The organism is Dyella acidiphila (assembly GCF_014863405.1).
In the GTDB taxonomy this organism is placed as follows: domain Bacteria; phylum Pseudomonadota; class Gammaproteobacteria; order Xanthomonadales; family Rhodanobacteraceae; genus Dyella_B; species Dyella_B acidiphila.
Genome location: NZ_JACZZA010000001.1, coordinates 700,541 through 716,024, shown reverse-complemented (window position 1 = coordinate 716,024; position 15,484 = coordinate 700,541). Strand labels below are relative to the sequence as shown.

Sequence of the window (15,484 nt, the reverse complement as noted above, 5' to 3'; positions counted from 1 at the left end):
TCCCACTGCCCGCCGGTAGGGGGATACGGGCAGGGGATAAGAAAGATGATGCGCAGTGCGTCGGTACGATTTCGGCGAGGCTGGCTCAATGCGTGGGCATGGCGAATTCCGCGCCATGGCTGCCGGCGCTTTCCAGCCAGCGCTGGGTGACAGCCTTCTGCCGCGTATAGAAGCGCACGCCTTCCGGACCGTGCGCATGATGGTCGCCCATCAGGCTGTTCTTCCAGCCGCCGAAGCTGTGGAAGGCCATCGGCACCGGAATCGGTACGTTGATGCCGATCATGCCCACCTGTACGCGATGCGCGAACTCGCGCGCCACATGGCCGTCGCGGGTGAAAATGGCGGTGCCGTTGCCGTATTCATGTTCGTCGATCAGCTTGAGCGCGGCGGCGAAATCCGGCACGCGTACCACGCACAGCACGGGGCCGAAAATTTCTTCCTTGTAGATGCGCATGTCCGGCGCGACGTGATCGAACAGCGTGCCGCCGAGAAAGAAGCCCTGCTCGCAACCGGCTACGCGGTGGCCGCGGCCATCCACCACCAGCTCTGCGCCGGCGTGGACACCATCTTCGATATAGGCGGTGATCTTGTCGCGATGCTGCGCGGTGATCACCGGCCCCATCTCGACCTTGTCATCCATGCCGTTGCCGATGCGCAGGGCGCGCACCATCGGCGCCAGTTTCGCCACCAGCGCATCGGCAGTGGCATCGCCAACCGCCACCGCCACCGAGATCGCCATGCAGCGTTCGCCGGCGGCGCCGTAGCCGGCGCCGATCAGTGCGTCGGCGGCTTTGTCCAGATCGGCATCCGGCATCACGATCATATGGTTCTTGGCGCCGCCCAGCGCCTGCACGCGCTTGCCGTTGGCCGTGCCGCGCGCATAAATGTACTGGGCGATCGGGGTGGAGCCGACGAAGCTGATCGCGCGCACGGCGGGATGATCGAGCAGCGCATCCACCGCAGTCTTGTCGCCCTGCACCACATTGAACACGCCATCGGGCAAGCCGGCTTCCTTGAGCAGGGCGGCCAGCAGCAGCGACACCGAGGGATCGCGTTCGGACGGCTTGAGCACGAAGGTGTTGCCGCAGGCGATCGCCATCGGGAACATCCACATTGGCACCATCGCAGGGAAATTGAACGGCGTAATGCCGGCACACACGCCCAGCGGCTGGCGCATGGTCCAGGCGTCGATGCCGTTGGCAATCTGCTCGGTGTATTCGCCTTTCAACAGTTCGGTAATGCCGCAGGCGTATTCGACCACCTCCAGGCCGCGCACCAGTTCGCCCTTGGCGTCGGACAACACCTTGCCGTGTTCGCGGGTGATGGTGGCGGCGAGCTGGTCCAGATCGCGCTCGATCAGTTCCTTGAAGCGGAACATCACGCGTGCGCGCTTCAATGGCGGGGTTTGCGCCCAGGCCGGAAACGCCGCGGCGGCGGCTTTCACGGCCAGGTCCACGTCGGCGGCGGTGGCCAGCGCCACGGCGCCGCTGATCGCGCCGCTGGCCGGATTGTAGGCAGGGATGCTGGCGTCGCTGCCGCGCTGCTCGCCGTGAATGTAGTGGCCGATTGCCAGTGGCGTATGGGATGCGGAAAGTTGAGCTGACATAAGCGTATTCCTGTGGGCGTGCGTTCAGCGCGACATCAACCAGTCGTGCGCCGGATCGTTTTTGAAGTGCCATTCGCGATGCGGACCGGCCATCACGTTGAGGTAGTAGCCGCGGTAGCCGTGCGGCATCACCACCGGGTGATAGCCGCGCGGCACCATCACCACATCGTGGTCGCCGACCGCCATCGATTCGTCCAGCTCGCGGTCATCGGTATATACGCGCTGGAAAGCGAAACCCTGCGGCGGGTCGATGCGGTGGTAATAGGTTTCTTCCAGGCTGCTTTCCAGCGGCAGGTTGTCGGTGTCGTGCTTGTGCGGCGGATAGCTGGAGGAATGCGCGGCAGGGGTCAGCACTTCCACCACCAGCAGCGATTCGGCCGGCTCGGTCTGGGGCAGGATGTCGCAGATATAGCGGGTGTTGGTGTCCTTGCCGCGCACCGAGCGCTGCATGCCGGTGCCGGGAATCAGGCGCACCGGATAACGCCCGCTGGCGGGCGCCGTGGCCAGGGCGAGTTCCACCGCATCGTGCGCGCTGATCTCGAAGTGGGTGCCGGGTGGCGCATAGACCGCATCGGGCGAGCGCTCCTCGAACACGCTGCTGCGACCGCCCAGGGCTTCGAAATGACCGCTGCCGGCGCGCACGCTGACGGTGCCGGCCAGCACTACCAGGCAGCCTTCGCGGTCGTTCGGCAATGAAAATTGCAGCGATTCCCCGGCAGCCAGGCGGAAGCCTTCGAAGCCGACGTGTTTCCAACCCGCCGAAGCCGGCGTGACCCTGACGATCTCGCGCCCCTTGGCGTGTGCTTTGACCAGCAGGCTCATGCGACCTCCTTCAGCGGCGTGCCGTCCACCAGTGCACGCAGCGTGCGATAGCCTTTGTCGGCATAGGCGTAGCTGGGTGCTACCGCCGGGTCCTGTTCCGCTTCCACCACCAGCCAGCCCTGGTAGCGATGCGCGCGCAGCGTATCGACGATGGCGGCGAAGTCGATTGCGCCATCGCCGGGCACGGTGAAGACACCGTTGAGCACCGCATCGAGAAAGCTCCACTGGCGATTGCGGGCATGCTTGACGATGGCCGGCCGCACATCCTTGCAATGCACATGACAGACGCGGCCGATGTGCCGGGTAAGCAGGGCGAGCGGATCGCTGCCGCCGAAATAAGCATGGCCGCTGTCGAACAGCAGGCCGACCTCTTCGCCGGTATGCAGCATCAGTCGATCGATGTCTTCGGGCGCTTCAATATAGGCGCCCATATGATGGTGATAGGCCAATCGCACCCCGTGCTTCAGCAGATGCGCGCCGAAGGCATTGAGCCGTTCGCCGTAGCGCTTGAAAGCATCCTCGTCGCGGAAGCGCGGGCGCTTGTACAGCGGCACCGAGCGATCGCCCTGGATCGCGTCGGCCACTTCGCCATACACCATCACCTTGCAGCCGTTTTCGGCCAGCAGGCGCAGATGCGGTGCTACCGCGGCGATTTCTTCGGCCACGCTGCGGGTGGCGAGCTGGCCGGAATACCAGCCCGAAACCACGTCCAGTCCGTAGCCAGCCATCAGCTCGCGCAGGGCCTGCGGCTCGCGCGGAAACTTGTTGCCGAGCTCGAAGCCCTGATAGCCGATCTGGCGGCCTTCGCTCAGCGCGGTGGACAGCGGTGTTTCACCACCCAGCGAGGGCAGGTCGTCGTTGCTCCAGCTGATCGGGTTGATGCCGATCTTTACGTCGAAATGGGTGTCGGCCATGGGTCTTACCTGTGCTGCTGTTGTTTGGCGAGCTCGTAGTCGCGGCGTGCCTGCTGCACGGCCGCGCGCTCGGAGACCTCGGGCACCGCTACTTCCCACCAGCTGCCGCCGGCTTCGGTGGTGCGCCGATGATCGGTGTCGATGGCGATGACATAGGTGCGCGTGGCGGCGCGTGCACGCTGCAATGCCTGTTCCAGTTCCGCGATGGTGTGCACGTGTTCGGCCTGCGCACCCAGCGCACGTGCGTGTGCGGCGAAATCGATCGACGGTACGCCATCGGGGCCGTGCAGGCAGTCCTCGAGCATGTTGTTGAACGGCGCGCCGCCGCAGGCTTGCTGCAGGCGGTTGATGCAGCCGAAGCCGCGGTTGTCCAGCACGATCACGATCAGTTTGTGGCCGAGCATCACCGAAGTGGCGAGCTCCGAATTGAGCATCAGGTAGCTGCCATCGCCGAGCATCACGATCACCTCGCGCTCGGGCCTGGCCATCTTCACGCCCAGGCCGCCGGCGATCTCATAGCCCATGCAGGAATAGCCGTATTCCATGTGGTAGCCGCCTGGCGTTTCGGTGCGCCAGAGTTTTTCCAGTTCGGCCGGCAATGTGCCGGCCGCGCAGACGACGATATCGCTGCTGGCCGAATCCGCACGCGAGCGCTGCACCGCGCCGATGATTTCGCCATCGTAGGGCAGGCGGCCAGGTGGCAGTTCGCGCTGACCGGTGATGCGCTCCACCGTGGTGCGCCAGTCATCGGCCAGCTGCGTGGCGTGCTGCCGCCACGCGGTTTCGCCATGCCAGCCGGTTAGTGCGGCGGAGAGTGCATCGAGGCCGGCGGCCGCATCGGCCAGCACCTGCGTGTGGCCGCCTTTCAGTGCGTCATGGCCATTGACGTTGAATGTGACGATGCGCGCCTGGCGGTAAAGCGCGTGAGAACCGGTGGTGAAATCCTGCAGGCGTGTGCCGACGGCGAGGATGACGTCTGCCTCGGCCAGCAGTTCGTTGGCGGCGCTGGAGCCGCATACGCCGGCCGGCCCGAGCTGCAAGGGATGATGCCAGGCGAGGGTGCCCTTGCCGGCCTGGGTTTCCGCCACGGGTACGCCATGCAGTTCGGCAAAGCGCTGCACGGCTTGGCTGGCCCGTGCATACAGCGCACCGCCGCCGACGATCATCACCGGCTGCCTGGCCTGGCGCAGCAGCTGTGCCGCGGCCGCGATGTCTTCGGGGGCCGGCGGCATGCGGCGGAAGCGATGCACCCGTTCGGTGAAAAATTCTTCCGGCCAGTCGTAGGCTTCGGCTTGCACGTCCTGCGGCAGCGCCAGCGTCACCGGGCCGCACAAGGCCGGATCGGTCAGCACATGCAGGGCGCGCGGCAGCGCGGTAAGCAATTGCTCGGGCCGCACGATGCGGTCGAAATAGCGCGATACCGTGCGGAAGCAGTCGTTGACGCTGGCCGTGCCATCGCCGAAATCTTCCAGTTGCTGCAGCACCGGATCGGGCGCGCGCGACACGAAGATATCGCCCGGCAGGAACAGCACCGGCAGACGGTTGACGTGAGCCAGCGCGGCCGACGTAAGCAGATTGGTGGCGCCGGGACCGATCGAGGTGGTCACCGCCATCATGCGCCGGCGCATATGCGCCTTGGCGTAGGCGATGGCCGTGTTGGCCATCGCCTGTTCGTTGTGCGCGCGATAGGTCGGCAGGCGGTCGCGGCAGGCATACAGCGCTTCGCCGAGGCCGGCGACATTGCCGTGGCCGAAGATGGCGAAGACCCCGCCGAACAAGGGCAGTGCTTCGCCGCTGGCATCGTCGTGCACATACTGCGCGGCGAGATAGCGCACCAGCGCCTGGGCCATGGTCAGGCGTACGCTGCCGCTCATGCGGACACCTTGGCCGTGCGCTGCCGCTGGCCATCGCGTGCTTGCCGCCATAGTGCAGCGAGGCGGGCAAATTGCTGGGCAGCGCGCTCGACCAGCGCCGCGTCGTCGATCTCGCCGCGCAGCCATGCATCGGCCGGCTCGACGAACAGGCTGCGGCCTACGGCGAAGCCGCGGCAGCTTGCACTGCGCGAAGCGGCGGCGAAGCCGGCTGCCAGTTCGTCGAAGGGGGCATTGAGGCCGAGCAGCACCACGCCGCGGCAATACGGATCGCGCTCGGCGATCAGTGCATCCACGGCAGTCCATTCGCCCGCCGCCAGCGGCTTGAGCTTCCACCATTCGGGACGGATGCCGAGGTTGTAGATGCGCTTCATCGCGCGCACCACGCGTTCGCCCGGCGTACCGGCGCCGTCGCGTGCAGGCGGAATCACTTCCAGCAGCAATTCGTGCCCGCTCTGCTGCACGGCGCCGTAGAGCGTAAGCAGCTGGGTTTCCTGTTCCAGGCGCAGGTCGGCGTTGTCGTCGGGATCGAACGCGACCAGGCACTTCACCACGTGCTCCTGCGGCCAGTGCTGCAACTGGCTGCCGAGCGAGCGGCCGTATTCGAATTCCAGCGGATGCGAGCCGGGCGTTTCCACCGGACGACCGATCCACCAGCCGCGGCCGGTGGCCGCGTGCAGCGCATCTTCGCCATAACGCTGGTCGATCAACACGCCGACGCGACGCTGCAGGCCCAGTTCCTGCTCCGCCTTCGCCACGGCCTCCACCAGCAATCGCTTCAGCCGCGGCACACGCGCTTCATCGGCCGCGCAGGCGCAGGCCAGGTCGTAGAACTGGCTGCGGTGGTCGAAAGCGAAGATATGCAGGTCGTCCCATGCCGGCCGCGCCACGCTGACACGGTGCAGATGCGCCAGTTCGGCATCGCGATCGGGACGCTGCAGGCGATCGGCGTGGGCCAGGAAGTAATCCAGCTCTGCACGGCTAGGCATCGCCGGCGCACAGCCATGGCGCGATACCACGATGGCGCCGCAGGCATTGGCATAGGCGCAGCTGCGCTCGATGCTCTCGCCGCGCAGCCAGCCGTACAGAAAGCCGGCGATAAAGGCGTCGCCGGCGCCGAGCACATTGAGCACTTCCACTTGCGTGCCGCGATAGGTGGGTGCCTGCTCCAAGGCCTGGGGAATGGCGCCTTCGATCACGCTGCAGCCGAGCGCACCACGTTTCACCACCAGGGTGGCAGGCGTCAATGCGCGTACGGCTTGCAGAGCCTGCAGCAGATCCTGGCTGCCGCCGGCGATATGGAATTCTTCTTCGGTGCCGACGATCAGATCGAACTGCGGCAAGATCGCCTGCAAGTGCGCGGTAACCTGGTCGTCGGCGATAAAGCGGGTCTCGCCGTCGCCGCGTCCGGTCAGGCCCCACAGCACCGGGCGGTAGTCGATATCCAGCACCGTGCGCACACCATGCTTGCGCGCCAGCGCGAGCGCCTTGCTGCTGGCGGCATGCACGCCGGGCGCCGAGAAGTGCGTGCCGGTAATGGCAAGCGCACCGCTGGAGGCGATAAAGGCCTCGTCGATATCCTCCGCGGCAAGCGCCATGTCGGCGCAGTTTTCGCGATAAAAGATCAGCGGGAAACTATCGCGATCCTTGATGCCCAGCAGCACCAGCGCGGTAAGGCGCTGCGCATCCACCTGCACCTGGCTGGTATCGCAGTGCACGCTGTGCAGGGTTTCCAGCAGGAAACGGCCCATGTGATCGTCGCCGACCCGGCTGAGCATGGCGGTGCGCAATCCCAGCCGCGCCGCGCCGAAGGCGGCATTGGCGGAGGAGCCGCCCAGGTATTTGGCAAAGCTCGATGCATCTTCCAGCCGGGCGCCGGGCTGCTGCGCATACAGATCCACGGCCAGGCGGCCGAGGCAGATCAAGTCGTATTGGCGTTCGCTCATCTCGGATACTTCATGCATGGGTGGAGCTCAAGCGGCGCGGCCTTCCAGCTCGGCCACCAGGCTTTGGATTTCGGCGCCGCCGGCCATCATGTCGAGCAGCTGTTCCTTGCTGATCTGATCCTTGCTGAAAGTGCCCATGGAGCGGCCGCGGTTGAGCAAGGTGAAGCTGTCGCCGATCGGGTAGGCGTGATGCACGTTGTGGGTGATGAAGATCACCGAAATGCCGCGCGCACGTGCGGTATGGATCAGCTTCAGCACATTGCAGCTCTGCTTCACGCCCAGCGCCGCGGTGGGTTCGTCCAGGATCAATACCTTGGCGCCGAAGTGAATCGCTCGTGCGATCGCCAGGCATTGCCGTTCGCCGCCGGACATGGTGCCCACCGGCTGATGCGGCGAGCGCACGGCGATGCCCATCTCCGCCAGTTTTTCTTCCGCGACGCGGGCAGCGTGATGCAGGTCCATCACCGGGATCAGGCCGAACAGCTTGCGCACCGGCTCGCGCCCGGCAAAGAAATTGCGCGCCACGCTCATCAGCGGCACCAGGGCGAGATCCTGGTAGACGGTGGCGATGCCATGGTCCAGCGCATCGCGCGGCGAACTGAATTGCACTTCCGTGCCTTCCACCAGATAGCGGCCGCGATTGGGGCGATGCACACCCGCGAGCGTCTTGATCAAGGTGGACTTGCCGGCGCCGTTGTCGCCCAGCAGGCAATGCACCTCGCCGCGGCGCAGGCGCAGGGTAACGTCCTGCAGCGAGATCACCGTGCCGAAAAACTTGCTGATGCCTTCCAACTGCAGAATGTGATCGTTGCCGGCGGTGTTCATGGCGAAAGCCTCACTTGCCCGTGGTGGCGCGCGAACGGATGTAGTGGTTGAACAACACTGCCAGCAACAGCATGGCGCCGAGGAAAACGCGATACCAATCTGAATCGAAACTGGTGTACGAGATGCCGATCTGCACGACGCCGAAAATCAGCGCGCCGAAGCAGGCGCCCAGCACCGAGCCGTAGCCGCCGGTCAGCAAGGCACCGCCGATCACGGCGGCGATAATCGCTTCGAATTCTTTCTGCAGGCCGCGGTCGGCCGAGGCGGAGCCTACGTCGGCCACCTGCAGCACGCCGAACAGGCAGGCGCAGAAGGCGGTGAGTACGAACAAGCTGATCTTGACCCGGCGTACGGGTACGCCTACGTTCTGCGCCGCGGATGCATCGCCGCCGACGGTGAAGATCCAGTTGCCGAAGCGCGTGCGCGACAGCACGAAGCCGGCCGCCACGGCCACCACCAGCCACCACACCAGCACCTTCGGAAGGCCGCCGACGATCGGCTCGCCGTCTGGCAATTTGGTGATGATGCCGGTAGCGGACATCCATACGAACAGGCCGTGCAGCACGTTGCCCTGGAACAGGCCGTGGGCGAGCGGATCGGCAGCGACCTTGTCGCCCACGCCGCTGACGATGGTGCTGTTGGAGAAATACGTGGACAGCACCAGGGTGAGTCCGCGCAGGATGAACATGAAGGCGAGGGTGACGATAAAACTCGGCAGCCGCGTGCGCACCACCAGATAGCCGTTGAGCCAGCCCAGCGCCATGCAGCCGGCGAAGGCGAACAGCACCGAAGCCCAGACCGGCCAGCCCATGAACATCGCCGGCACCGCCATCAAGGTGCCGGCAAAGCCGATCATCGAGCCGATCGACAGATCGAATTCGCCGGCAATCATCAGCAGGCAGGCGCCGACCGCGATGATGCCCAGATAGGCCGCGACCTGCGCCCAGTTCATCACGCCGTCCAGATTGAACATGCCCGAGTTGCCGGCAAAGATGCCGAACAGCACGAACACCAGCAGCGTGCCGGCAATGGAGCCGAATTCGGGGCGATGCATCAGGCTGCGCCAGAGGGGAATGCGCCGTACGCGCTCATCGGGGTTCACGGCGGCCTCGTCATTGCGTCGGGTGACGGTTGCGGTGGGTAGCGTCGCGCTCATGCAAGTCTCGGTCGCCGGATCAGCGGTACTGGCCGGCGTATTTCGCCACCGTCTCGACGTTGTCTTTGGTCACGAAGGCCGGTCCTGAGCTCAATCCATCTTTGGTATAGACCGGAACCAGCCCGTATTCCTGCAGCCGTGCCTGGTATTTGGGACTGGCTTTCAGATTGGCGATGATGGTTGCCGCATCGCGGGTGTTGCTGGCGTGCGCGATCGCCAGCGCCGCGATCGCCACATAGCCCTGCAGATAGGGCTGCTGATCGATGGCGAAATTCACATAGCCCTTGCGGATGCCGTCGATGATCGCCGGCGACAGATCGAAAGTGACGAAATAGGTCTTGCCGGCCACGCCCATCTTTTGCAGCGCCTGCAGCGCGGGCTCGCCCGAGGGCGGTCCGAGCGCCAGCACGGCCTGGGTGCCGGGATGGTTGCGCAGGTAGGCGCTTACTTTGCCGGCGACCACGGTAGGATCGATGCCCGAATCGATCATCGAACTGCGCGCGTCCACACCCAGTGCATCGGCAAAACCCTTGCAGCGTTCGAACGAGGCGACATTGGTGACGTAGTGATTGACGCAGACGAAGTTCTTGATGCCTGCGGCTTTGGCGCGTTCGCCCGCGGCCTTGCCGGCTTCGTATTCGGGCTGGCCGATATGCATGATCGCGCCCAGCTTCTGACTTTCCTGCGCAGTGCCCGAATTGATGGTGACGATCGGAATGCGCTTGGCGCTGATGCGCATGGCCGGCTTGGACAACACATCGAAATCGGCGATATCGAAAGCCACGCCGTCGTAGTTGCGCGCGGCGGCCTGCTCCAGCAGGCGGGCCATGTCGGCCAAGTCGCCGTTGGGCGGATTGCGGTAGTCCACCTGCACGCCGAAATCCTGTCCGGCCTGGCTGACGGCGTTCTTGATCGTGTTCCAGAACGCGTCCGAATCGGGCGCGTGGCTGATCAGCACATAACGTTGATCGGCCTGCGGACTGGCGGCCAGCGCCGCACCGGCGCCGATGGCGGCCATTGCGCCGGCCAACAGCAGCCCGGTCGATCGCGGGAACCTCCATCGCACGCGCATACCGCCTCCATAACCCGAGTGGCCAAGCCTGGCCGGCCGAAGAGGGGCTGGACGATGCGGACAGGGGCTCGCGCCAGCCGTGATTGGCCGAGCATGGAAGGCTGCTGCGCTAATTTCAACTTGCATTGCACAATGAAAAAATATGGAAATATTTTTCCAAATGGCTAGCATGGGCCCCCATCAGACATGGGCGCTCCAGGGCGGATATGGGCAAGCTAAGCGCGGTCGACGGGCTGCTCCTGCGCATCGCGCAGGAATTCGAAACGCTGCCGCGGCAGCTGCAGAACATCGCCAGCTACCTGGAGCGGGAGCGGGCCAACATCATGGTCCAGCGCATCAATGAGATCGCGGAGGGCTGCGAGGTGCATCCCTCGGCCGTGGTCCGCTTCGCGCAGCGTTTCGGCTATTCCGGTTTCACCGAAATGCAGGCGGTGTTCCGCAACGACTACACGGAAGCCAGCACGCCCGCGCGCAGCTATCAGCAAAGAATCCGCAAGGTCATCGCCGATGGCGAAGCGGGCATGCCGCCGTCGCACATGGCGTTGCGCTTTATCGACGCCAGCCGGGCCGGGTTGGACGAGCTGACCGAACATTTCGACGCCAGGCAGTTCGATGCCGCGGTGGACCTGCTGCTCCAGGCGCAAAACATCTACGTGGTCGCGGTGCGGCGCACTTTCAGCATCGCCAGCTACATCGTCTATGCGCTGCAGCACACCACCAAGCGCGTGCATCTGGTCAGCGGCCTGGGCGGCATGTATCACGAGCAGATCCGCAGCATCGGCAAGAACGATGTACTGATCGCCATCAGTTATCCGCCTTATGGCAAGGAAACGCTGTATTGCAGCCGCATTGCGCATCAGCACAAGGCCAAGGTGCTGGCGATCACCGACAGCGCGCTGGGCGCGCTCGGGCGCGAGGCGCAGGTGACCTTGAAGGTTAACGAAGGCAGCGCGTTTGCCTTCCGCGCGCTCACCAGCACGATCTGCCTGTGCCAGGCGCTATTCGTGGCGCTGGCCTACAAGCTTGAGCTGAAGGTTGAAGAGACCGTCCATCCCGGAGAATACGATGAGTGAACCCAAGTCCATCGGTGTCGCGCTGTTCGGTGCCGGCCGCATCGGCACCATCCATGCGGGCAATCTGGCGCGGCATCCGCATGCCAGCCTGCGCTATGTGGTCGACGTGCATGCGCCGGCCGCGCAGAGCTTGGCGGCCGTGCATGGCGCGCAGGTGGCAACGGTGGAACAGGCGCTGGCCGATGCCTCGATCGGCGCGGTAGTGATCGGTTCCAGCACCGACACGCACGCCGACCTGATCCAGCGCGCTGCCGCGGCCGGCAAGGCGATTTTCTGCGAGAAGCCGGTGGATCTGGAGGTGGAGCGCGCGCGTGCCTGTGCGGAGGCGGTACGGCGTGCCGGGGTGGTCTGCATGATCGGTTTCCAGCGCCGCTTCGATCCCACCTTTGCCGCACTGAAGCAGCGCCTGGATGCCGGCGAGATCGGCACGCCGGAAATGCTGGTCGTGACCAGCCGCGATCCCGGACCGCCGCCGGCCTCTTACATCGCCCGGTCCGGCGGTGTGTTCAAGGACATGCTGATCCACGACTTCGATATCTTCCGCTGGATCCTTGGCGGCGAAGCGGTCAGCGTGCATGCCACCGGTGGCTGCCCCGGCATGCCGGAGGTGGCGGCGGCCGGCGATATCTCGCATGCCGCAGTGACCTTGCGCACGCGCGCCGGCAGCTTGTGCCAGATCAACACCTCGCGCCGCGCTGCCTATGGCTACGACCAGCGCTTCGAGGTGCTGGGCAGCAAGGGCCTGCTGCAGGCCGGCAATGTGCGTCCCACCGAGGTGGTGGCGTGGGGCGAGCAGGCGATCAGCTGCGACAAGCCGGAGGCGTTTTTCCTGGAGCGCTACCGCGCCGCCTATGCGCTGGAAATCGAGCACTTCTTCGATGCCCTGGTGCACGGCACGCCGGTGCGCACCACCATCGAGGACGGCATCAAGGCGCTGGAACTGGCCGAACTTGCTACCCGTTCGTGGCGCGAAGGCAAGGCGCTGGAGTGCGCGGTGTAGTCATGCTGCGCCGACCATGGGTGCTTTGCGCATAAGCAAAAAGCCCCCTTTGCCGGAACGGTAAAGGGGGCTTGTCGGTTCAGAACGCGAGACGCATTTCCGGACCAGGCGTTCGAGGCTTGAGTGGCCTCACCGCCGGTCGACGCTTTACGAGCGCAGACCCACGCCGCGATGCAGCAGGCTCAGCGCAAGCCATGACAGGCCGATCACGAAGACCAGCATCACGCCGAAGGCTACGCCGATCTGCACATCGCTGATGCCCAGCACGCCGAAGCGGAAGGCGTTGACCATGTACAGGATCGGATTGATGCGCGAGATCGCCTGCCACGGCTCGCCGAGCATGTTCACCGAATAGAACACGCCGCCCAGATAGGTCAGCGGGGTGAGCACGAAGGTGGGTACCAGGGCGATATCGTCGAACTTCTTCGCATACACCGCATTGACGAAGCCGGCCAGCGAGAAAATGGTGGCGCCGAACAGCACCGACAGGATCGTCACCAGCGGATGGGCGACGTGCAGGTTGGTGAAGAACAGCGCGATCAGCAGCACCAGCAGGCCCACGACCAGGCCACGCGCCACCGCACCGGTGACGTAGCCGAGCAGGATCACCCAGTTGGACATCGGCGATACCAGCATTTCCTCCACCGAGCGCTGGAATTTCGCGCCGAAGAAGGAGCTGGAGATATTGCCGTAGCTATTGGTGATGATGCTCATCATCACCAGGCCCGGCACGATGTACTGCATATAAGTGAATTCGCCCTGGATGTTGCCGATGCGGCTGCCGATCAGCTTGCCGAAGATGACGAAGTACAGCGTCATCGTGATGGCGGGCGGAATCAGGGTCTGCGTCCAGATGCGCATGATGCGCACGATTTCGCGACGCACGATGGTCTGCAGGGCGACGAGGTTGCCGGACATGTTGCTCACGCTGCTTTCTCCTTGCCCGGTTCCTGGCGGCCGTTTTCGACCAGACGTACAAACAACTCTTCCAGGCGGTTGGTCTTGTTGCGCATGGACGTGACGGTAATGCCGTGCGTGCTGAAGGCCTCGAACATGGCATTCATCGCCTCGGTACGCGGCATTTCCGCTTCCAGCGTGTGCTCGTCGACGCGGCGGAAGTTGATGCCGGGCAGTGACGGCAGCGATTCGGGCAGGTTGTCCACGTCGAACACGAAGGTTTCCACGTCCAGCTTGGACAGCAGCTGCTTCATCGAGGTGTTTTCCACGATGGTGCCGTGGTCGATGATGGCGATGTTGCGGCACAGCTGCTCGGCTTCTTCCAGGTAATGCGTGGTGAGGATCACCGTGGTGCCGGCCGCATTGATGCCGCTGACGAATTGCCACATGGAACGGCGGATCTCGATATCCACGCCGGCGGTAGGCTCGTCCAGGATCAGCAGGCGCGGCTCGTTCATCATCGCGCGGGCGATCATCAGGCGGCGCTTCATGCCGCCGGACAGCATGCGCGCCTGGTCCTGCGCCTTGTCCCACAGGCGCAGTTCCTTCAGGTATTTCTCGGCGCGCTCGGCGGCGATACGCCGCGGAATGCCGTAGAAGCCGGCTTCGTTCACGCAGATATCGAACGGCTTTTCGAACTGGTTGAAGTTGATTTCCTGCGGCACCAGGCCGATCAGCTTCATCGCTTCGTTGCGCTGCTTGTTGACCGATACGCCGAAGATCTGCGCATCGCCGCCGCTGGAATTGACCAGCGAGGACAGGATGCCGATCAGGGTGGATTTGCCGGCGCCATTCGGGCCCAGCAGGGCGAAGAAGTCGCCTGGCTGGACCGTGAGGTTGATGCCTTTGAGGGCCTGGACGCCGTTGCCATAGGTTTTGCGCAGATTGTCGACGACAAGTGCGGGGGAGGAGGACATGGGCTGCACCGTGGGATTCAGCCCTTTATTATAGCGGGCTTGTCTGCTCCACCCGGGCCCTGCGGACAGCACACAGCGTCGGGCGGCGGGAAACAATCCGTCGCCGGCGGCTCCGCAGTGGCACGAAAACCTGCTTCAAGTGCTTGATTCCTAGGTCGAAGCGGCAACAGGCTCGCGTCGACGCGCTCAATACTCCACTGGACAACTGCATGGCCGAACACTTCACCCTGCGTCTCGCCGACAGCCACATGCTGGCGCCCACCGTGCGCCACCTGGCCTTCGAACGCGCCGACGGACAGCCCCTGGCCTTTATTCCCGGCCAGTTCCTGCAGATCCATTTCAATTACGACGACGGCACGCCGACCAAGCGCAGCTATTCGGTGGCGACGGTAGGTGACGGCAGTTCGCCGGTGACGCGCATCGAGATCGCGGTCAGCTATGTGGACGGCGGCGCCGCCACCAAGCTGCTGAGCGAACTGGAACTGGGCGGCACCATCGAGGCGAGCGGCCCGTACGGACGCTTCTGCCTGCAGGACAGCGATACCCATCCGCGCTATCTGCTGCTCGCCACCGGCACCGGCGTCACGCCGTACCGCGCCATGCTGCCGCAGTTCGCCAAGCTGCTGGCCAAGGGCGATCGCGAAGTGGTGCTGCTGTATGGCGCGCGCAACGAAACCGAGCTGCTGTACAACGAGGAATTCGAAGCCTTTGCGCAAGCCCATCCCGGCTTCACCTTCCACGGCTGCCTCAGCCGGCAGCCGCGCGAGCTGCCGCGCATCAACGACCGCGCCGGCCACGTGCAGGGCGTGCTGGCGGAACTGGCACCTACCGCGGCGCGCGACATCGCTTACCTGTGCGGCAATCCCAACATGGTCGACGGCGCCTTCAATGCGCTGAAGGAATTCGGACTGCCGATCCCGCAGATTCGCCGCGAGAAGTACATTTCCTCGCGTTGATGCCGATAGATAGGCGCGCGCATGGCATACCGCCTCCTGCCGCGCCGGGCGGCGCCATGCGCAGCGTGCAGAAATTTGTAAACAAATTTTCACATCCGATCTAAAGTCCGCCGGATTCATGCCGATAAATCACTGGGCCGGGCAGGAGCTCGGCACAAGCGTCAAGTCCATGACGCTGGAACCCGGCGATAAGGTTTTTGCATAAGCGCTCAACTGCCCTTGAGCGCAAGCAGGCCGCACGGCGCCGGTTTCTCCTCGCGGCAAGTCGAAACCGTTGTTTTATAGGGAATTCACGCACCCGCAACCAACGCTGTTTGATTGACGCTCGCAGCAGCGCGCGACGATCGCCCTCCACGGATTATGTGATGC

Annotated in this window: 13 protein-coding genes; 3 read left to right on the top strand and 10 right to left on the bottom strand. The window is 64.5% G+C overall.

Going from position 1 to position 15,484, the window contains the following annotated elements; translation table 11 throughout:
• Window positions 1-85: 85 nt before the first annotated feature.
• From IGX34_RS03280 to IGX34_RS03245, 8 genes are read right to left on the bottom strand one after another with little or no spacing between them, the layout of a single operon-like run.
• On the bottom strand, window positions 86-1,606 hold the full coding sequence (locus IGX34_RS03280; RefSeq protein WP_192554220.1) for a CoA-acylating methylmalonate-semialdehyde dehydrogenase: 1,521 nt from the start codon (window positions 1,604-1,606) through the stop codon (window positions 86-88).
• Window positions 1,607-1,630: 24 nt separating this feature from the next.
• Window positions 1,631-2,428 carry a 5-deoxy-glucuronate isomerase gene (gene iolB / locus IGX34_RS03275; RefSeq protein ID WP_192554219.1) on the bottom strand — a complete coding sequence of 266 codons (798 nt, stop codon included), beginning with the start codon at window positions 2,426-2,428 and terminating at the stop codon, window positions 1,631-1,633.
• Entirely contained in the window at window positions 2,425-3,342 is a 918-nt protein-coding gene (iolE, locus tag IGX34_RS03270) for a myo-inosose-2 dehydratase (RefSeq protein ID WP_192554218.1), read from the bottom strand. The genes iolB and iolE overlap by 4 nt, the downstream gene beginning before the upstream one ends.
• Before the next feature lie 5 nt (window positions 3,343-3,347).
• Window positions 3,348-5,216 carry a 3D-(3,5/4)-trihydroxycyclohexane-1,2-dione acylhydrolase (decyclizing) gene (gene iolD, locus IGX34_RS03265; RefSeq protein ID WP_192554217.1) on the bottom strand — a complete coding sequence of 623 codons (1,869 nt, stop codon included), beginning with the start codon at window positions 5,214-5,216 and terminating at the stop codon, window positions 3,348-3,350.
• Complete coding sequence (locus tag IGX34_RS03260) at window positions 5,213-7,177, bottom strand: bifunctional 5-dehydro-2-deoxygluconokinase/5-dehydro-2-deoxyphosphogluconate aldolase (RefSeq protein ID WP_192554216.1); 1,965 nt, start codon at window positions 7,175-7,177, stop codon at window positions 5,213-5,215. The genes iolD and IGX34_RS03260 overlap by 4 nt, the downstream gene beginning before the upstream one ends.
• Before the next feature lie 9 nt (window positions 7,178-7,186).
• A complete protein-coding gene (locus IGX34_RS03255) occupies window positions 7,187-7,984 on the bottom strand; it encodes an ATP-binding cassette domain-containing protein (RefSeq protein ID WP_192554215.1) in 798 nt (265 codons plus the stop codon).
• A gap of 10 nt (window positions 7,985-7,994) precedes the next feature.
• The gene (locus IGX34_RS03250; protein WP_192554214.1) at window positions 7,995-9,140 is read right to left on the bottom strand and encodes an ABC transporter permease; all 1,146 of its coding nucleotides are present in this window, start codon (window positions 9,138-9,140) and stop codon (window positions 7,995-7,997) included.
• A 19-nt stretch (window positions 9,141-9,159) separates the two neighbouring features.
• A complete protein-coding gene (locus tag IGX34_RS03245; RefSeq protein ID WP_192554213.1) occupies window positions 9,160-10,212 on the bottom strand; it encodes a sugar ABC transporter substrate-binding protein in 1,053 nt (350 codons plus the stop codon).
• Between the two features lie 206 nt (window positions 10,213-10,418).
• On the opposite strand from IGX34_RS03245, the gene IGX34_RS03240 reads away from it, so the two are divergent.
• Window positions 10,419-11,285: a MurR/RpiR family transcriptional regulator gene (locus IGX34_RS03240; protein WP_192554212.1), complete on the top strand. Its 867-nt coding sequence runs from the start codon at window positions 10,419-10,421 to the stop codon at window positions 11,283-11,285.
• The gene (iolG, locus tag IGX34_RS03235) at window positions 11,278-12,285 is read left to right on the top strand and encodes an inositol 2-dehydrogenase (RefSeq protein WP_192554211.1); all 1,008 of its coding nucleotides are present in this window, start codon (window positions 11,278-11,280) and stop codon (window positions 12,283-12,285) included. Before IGX34_RS03240 ends, iolG begins: the two co-directional genes overlap by 8 nt.
• Before the next feature lie 147 nt (window positions 12,286-12,432).
• Here the strand turns inward: iolG and IGX34_RS03230 are convergent, their stop codons facing one another.
• A complete protein-coding gene (locus IGX34_RS03230) occupies window positions 12,433-13,203 on the bottom strand; it encodes an ABC transporter permease (RefSeq protein WP_192554509.1) in 771 nt (256 codons plus the stop codon).
• Between the two features lie 5 nt (window positions 13,204-13,208).
• Window positions 13,209-14,159, bottom strand: coding sequence for an ABC transporter ATP-binding protein (locus IGX34_RS03225; RefSeq protein WP_192554210.1), 951 nt, complete (start codon window positions 14,157-14,159; stop codon window positions 13,209-13,211).
• A gap of 209 nt (window positions 14,160-14,368) precedes the next feature.
• Between IGX34_RS03225 and IGX34_RS03220 the strand changes: the two genes are divergently transcribed.
• Window positions 14,369-15,115 carry an FAD-binding oxidoreductase gene (locus IGX34_RS03220; RefSeq protein WP_192554209.1) on the top strand — a complete coding sequence of 249 codons (747 nt, stop codon included), beginning with the start codon at window positions 14,369-14,371 and terminating at the stop codon, window positions 15,113-15,115.
• The last annotated feature ends 369 nt before the right edge of the window (window positions 15,116-15,484 follow it).

Bases quoted from the DNA above. Each gene is read 5' to 3' on its own strand.
- IGX34_RS03280 (WP_192554220.1), bottom strand. From the start codon at position 1,606: ATGTCAGCTCAACTTTCCGCATCCCATACGCCACTGGCAATCGGCCAC.
- iolB (WP_192554219.1), bottom strand. From the start codon at position 2,428: ATGAGCCTGCTGGTCAAAGCACACGCCAAGGGGCGCGAGATCGTCAGG.
- iolE (WP_192554218.1), bottom strand. From the start codon at position 3,342: ATGGCCGACACCCATTTCGACGTAAAGATCGGCATCAACCCGATCAGC.
- iolD (WP_192554217.1), bottom strand. From the start codon at position 5,216: ATGAGCGGCAGCGTACGCCTGACCATGGCCCAGGCGCTGGTGCGCTAT.
- IGX34_RS03260 (WP_192554216.1), bottom strand. From the start codon at position 7,177: ATGCATGAAGTATCCGAGATGAGCGAACGCCAATACGACTTGATCTGC.
- IGX34_RS03255 (WP_192554215.1), bottom strand. From the start codon at position 7,984: ATGAACACCGCCGGCAACGATCACATTCTGCAGTTGGAAGGCATCAGC.
- IGX34_RS03250 (WP_192554214.1), bottom strand. From the start codon at position 9,140: ATGAGCGCGACGCTACCCACCGCAACCGTCACCCGACGCAATGACGAG.
- IGX34_RS03245 (WP_192554213.1), bottom strand. From the start codon at position 10,212: ATGCGCGTGCGATGGAGGTTCCCGCGATCGACCGGGCTGCTGTTGGCC.
- IGX34_RS03240 (WP_192554212.1), top strand. From the start codon at position 10,419: ATGGGCAAGCTAAGCGCGGTCGACGGGCTGCTCCTGCGCATCGCGCAG.
- iolG (WP_192554211.1), top strand. From the start codon at position 11,278: ATGAGTGAACCCAAGTCCATCGGTGTCGCGCTGTTCGGTGCCGGCCGC.
- IGX34_RS03230 (WP_192554509.1), bottom strand. From the start codon at position 13,203: ATGTCCGGCAACCTCGTCGCCCTGCAGACCATCGTGCGTCGCGAAATC.
- IGX34_RS03225 (WP_192554210.1), bottom strand. From the start codon at position 14,159: ATGTCCTCCTCCCCCGCACTTGTCGTCGACAATCTGCGCAAAACCTAT.
- IGX34_RS03220 (WP_192554209.1), top strand. From the start codon at position 14,369: ATGGCCGAACACTTCACCCTGCGTCTCGCCGACAGCCACATGCTGGCG.